This window comes from Nostoc cf. edaphicum LEGE 07299, from assembly GCF_015207245.1.
In the GTDB taxonomy this organism is placed as follows: Bacteria; Cyanobacteriota; Cyanobacteriia; order Cyanobacteriales; family Nostocaceae; genus Nostoc; species Nostoc edaphicum_B.
Genome location: NZ_JADEXF010000632.1, coordinates 1 through 3,631, shown reverse-complemented (window position 1 = coordinate 3,631; position 3,631 = coordinate 1). Strand labels below are relative to the sequence as shown.

The 3,631-nt window shown below is 41.4% G+C and carries 4 protein-coding genes; all 4 read right to left on the bottom strand.

What is annotated here, in order from left to right; genetic code table 11:
- Positions 1 to 666 (bottom strand): FecCD family ABC transporter permease (locus tag IQ229_RS18065; RefSeq protein WP_194046078.1); only part of this gene is annotated, 666 nt, incomplete at its 3' end.
- Positions 667 to 669: 3 nt separating this feature from the next.
- Positions 670 to 834 carry a hypothetical protein gene (locus IQ229_RS18060; protein WP_194046076.1) on the bottom strand — a complete coding sequence of 55 codons (165 nt, stop codon included), beginning with the start codon at positions 832 to 834 and terminating at the stop codon, positions 670 to 672.
- 5 nt (positions 835 to 839) lie between these two features.
- A complete protein-coding gene (locus IQ229_RS18055; RefSeq protein WP_228013544.1) occupies positions 840 to 2,966 on the bottom strand; it encodes an acylase in 2,127 nt (708 codons plus the stop codon).
- A 181-nt stretch (positions 2,967 to 3,147) separates the two neighbouring features.
- Entirely contained in the window at positions 3,148 to 3,429 is a 282-nt protein-coding gene (locus tag IQ229_RS18050; protein WP_228013543.1) for a hypothetical protein, read from the bottom strand.
- Positions 3,430 to 3,631: the final 202 nt, after the last annotated feature.

The following is a 3,631-nucleotide window of genomic DNA, read 5'->3' as shown; positions in this document are numbered from 1 at the left end:
ACCAAATGCCAATATCAGACCAATACAAATGTAAGGCAAGACTTGTAAAATAATTCCTTCATCAATACCCGCCAAAGAACCAGCTAACCAAAAGCGAATTTCTTCCAAAGTTCGCTGACTAACTATTAAAATTCCTGCTGTCAGTGAAGCGAGTAAGCTACTAATAGCTGCACCTGCAATTGTCAGATTTAAGGGAGTTATTCCGCTACGGCCAAGAGAAGCAAAAACATAGACGCTGACAATGGTGACACCTGCACCAATAAACGCAAACCAAATATAAACATTTGGAGCAGATGTGCCAAAAAGAAAAATACTAATAACTACAGCAAAAGCTGCACCTGCATTCACCCCCAAAATACCAGGATCGGCTAATGGGTTACGAGTCACACCCTGCATAATTGCACCAGCAGTAGACATTGCTGCACCCACCAATATTGCCAAAAGCGATCGCGGTAAGCGAATAGTTTGAATAATTAAATGTTCTCTGGAACCGTCAAACTGAATAAAGGCAGTAAGTATCTGATGCAGAGGAATATCTGCTGCACCAAATGAGACGCTGAAAATTAGACAAACCAGCAGAATTAGCAATCCCACAATTAAACCCACAACGGGAAATGTTAGGGATGACAACAATCCTCTGGTCGATGAAGGCACTGATCTACTCATTGTTCAAATTACTGGCTTCAAGCGATCGCTAATCTCAGTCTGAAGAATCTGTGGTTGATAATTATTCAGTTGTTTGTTTTCTGACAAGGCTGGCAAAGGCAAATTAATAAGTGCGATCGCCAGGGCAATTTTCCAACTGTAAAGACAGACAATTGATTCATAACTCATAGCTGTCAAAAAGTTTTGCGTTCCTCCAAATGTACTAATACTTCTATACGAGTTCGCCAAACAGGACGCAATTGCTTGCGAGTAAACAGTGGTATCTGGTCGGTAATGTGGGGCGAACCGGTTTGAGTCGCGTTACCGTAGCTGAGTAAGGCCATTGCCCTAACTGGCTGAGAAAACTCAATGGCCGCAACATAACTATCACCAGCGACGGCTTGAAAGCGTTCATCAGTAGAGGGAGCAGAATTGAGGACGCGGAATATTCCTAGATCCCCATCACCACCATTGGCAGGTAAATCTAAGTTTCCGCTACCCACTCGGAAAACTTCACCCCAAGCAACATCTAGCTTTCCATAAGCTTTTTCAACTTTCGCCGCAGCTATTTGCAGCGCTTTTGCAGCACTTTCTGGGTCTTTTAAACCATCGGGTGTAGTATGCCACGAGTTCTCACTCCAAGGAATACTGAAGGTTTGGTTTTTATCCATTTCTTGCCACCAAAAAGAAAACAATACCGCGCCTCTACTATCAGCATCAGCATTGCGATTCCAAGCAGCTAAAATATCAGCAGCACGACGAGTTAATTCATCGCCATATTTTTGAGATGCGGGAATTAAATCATCGAGGATGCGTTCTGCAAGTTCCATTTTGGTGGAATGTTTGTACTTAATCATTTCCGCAAAAGAAATTTTTGGATCTTCAGCCAGCATTTTTGCAGAACTTTGTGCGCGGAAATCCATTTCTCCTCGTGGAGCCATATAAGCAGGATAATCATCTGCTTTGATGACAGCGGGAAAAGTCGTTGTCCAAGGTGCATCATTAGCATTTTGCAACCAACCGCTAGGCGGGTCAATTACACGCGGTAAATCTTTGTATGGATGCATTTTTGTCCACAAAGTCTTAGATGTGTCGCCAGGAATTAAACCTTCCCAGTATTGATAGTCTCCCTGTTGACGAATTGGCACCAGACCGTTGAATAAGTTCATGATATGTCCTTCTCGGTCTGCATACATAACGTTAAACATCGGTAGTTGCAAGCGTTTCAATACCTTTTGAAATTGGGTTAAGTTTTGGGAACGTGCCATATCCCACCACTGTTCCAACACGCCGGGACGGTCTGCACCGACAACCCGCAGCGCCACAGCAAACCCATCTTTTTCTTGAACGACTGCACCGTGGACGGAACTTTTGACTAATAATGGTTGTTCGACCAACGAGCCATCTTTTTGCTTGACTTTTAACAAAAACTTTGATGTTGTAAAAGGACGGACTTTGTTATCGAGAAGATAACCATCATCAGCCAATTTCAACTTGTATACATCCCAACCATCATAAGTATTGACGGTATGAGTCCAACCCAAATAATCGTTAAAAGCGATCGTTAAAACCGGAATTCCCACCAGCGCTGCTCCAGAAGCATTCATTCCTGGGGCAGTAATTTGTGCTTCGTACCAGACAAATAAATCCGACCATAACAAGTGGGGATTTGCCAGCAACATCGCCTTGCCACTGGCAGAATGTTTAGGTGCGATCGCCCAACCGTTAGAACCAGCTTCCGATTGAGTATGAGTAATACCTGCTACCTGTTCTTGGTTGACGACAAAAGTAAAATACAGCACTCTTTGCAAATGTGCCAATACATCCTCTGGTTTTACAGGTAATACTATTTTTACTTGCTCGTCAATCAAATCAGGATGGGCTTTGGCATAAGTATTTATCCCGCTGGCAAAGGCATTTATATAAGTACGAAAAGCTGGACTTTGTGCTCGATACCAAGAATTAGAACGATCGGGTACTCCCATCGTCAATACCCATTTATCAGATTCTAAATACTCTTCTCCCCAGTATTCGGCTGCTTTTCCCCTAGCTTGACCATAGAGGCGCAACAGCAAGTTAGCGTGACTCTGCATTTGTGCCCAACCAAATGCCTGGAAAGCGCTTGGAGCATCTTTACCATATATATGCGGTATGCCGTAAGTATCCCATAATATCTCTGTAGTTTTGGGTGCAGTCGCAAAACTGTTATTTGCCAAAACTACAACTAAAATGGCACTGAGGATAAAAGCTAAAAATCTAAAAAATTTTCTTTTCAGTATTGGCCGATCAAATTGCCACAAATACATCCCAATATTCAACATGATGGTTCGATTAAATTAATTTGACTGGAAAAATTTAGTGACTTTCGTCTATATTCTGTAACAAACGGACATTAAATCCAAACACACTTACTAGCAACATACATAAAGAACATAGAACGTATAACAGTGGCATCCCAGCAGCTTTGTCTATGCCAAACTTACTACCAAAAAGCCATGCTAGCTAACCATCTGGTTTCATTGCTGGTTCAAAAACTTGATGAACTTCTTTAAGTGGTGGTTGTGAGATGTGTATTAAAAGCACAGTAGTAATTGCACAAATAAAAATCAGGATATCAATCAGCGAAATTTCTCCCAAGCCGATTACATGGTATGAGTAGCCAGCAAAAGCTGGCGCTATAATTTTTGCACCATAAGTTGATAAAAATTCCATACTACTAGCGCGGGAATAATGCTTTTGAAGTAGCATCAAGCCCACAGATGCCGAATAGACCAGCGATTGCATATTATCAATAATGCTTGACACTAATTCTAGAAATCCTTAAAAGCTATCTGCGACTAATTTGCATCTAACTCTAGTGCTATTAGGAGACATTATCATAAAGACTACACCTGAGCAAGCATTTATCAAAACTTCTGAATTTTATAAATCTGACTAACGTTGTACGATAAATCCTTATATATAAGTCTTTTCAAGGTATATCTAC

What these genes read in the sequence shown, in the direction of transcription:
- IQ229_RS18060 (WP_194046076.1), bottom strand. Translation starts at nt 834, where the DNA reads ATGAGTTATGAATCAATTGTCTGTCTTTACAGTTGGAAAATTGCCCTG.
- IQ229_RS18055 (WP_228013544.1), bottom strand. Translation starts at nt 2,966, where the DNA reads ATGTTGAATATTGGGATGTATTTGTGGCAATTTGATCGGCCAATACTG.
- IQ229_RS18050 (WP_228013543.1), bottom strand. Translation starts at nt 3,429, where the DNA reads ATGCAATCGCTGGTCTATTCGGCATCTGTGGGCTTGATGCTACTTCAA.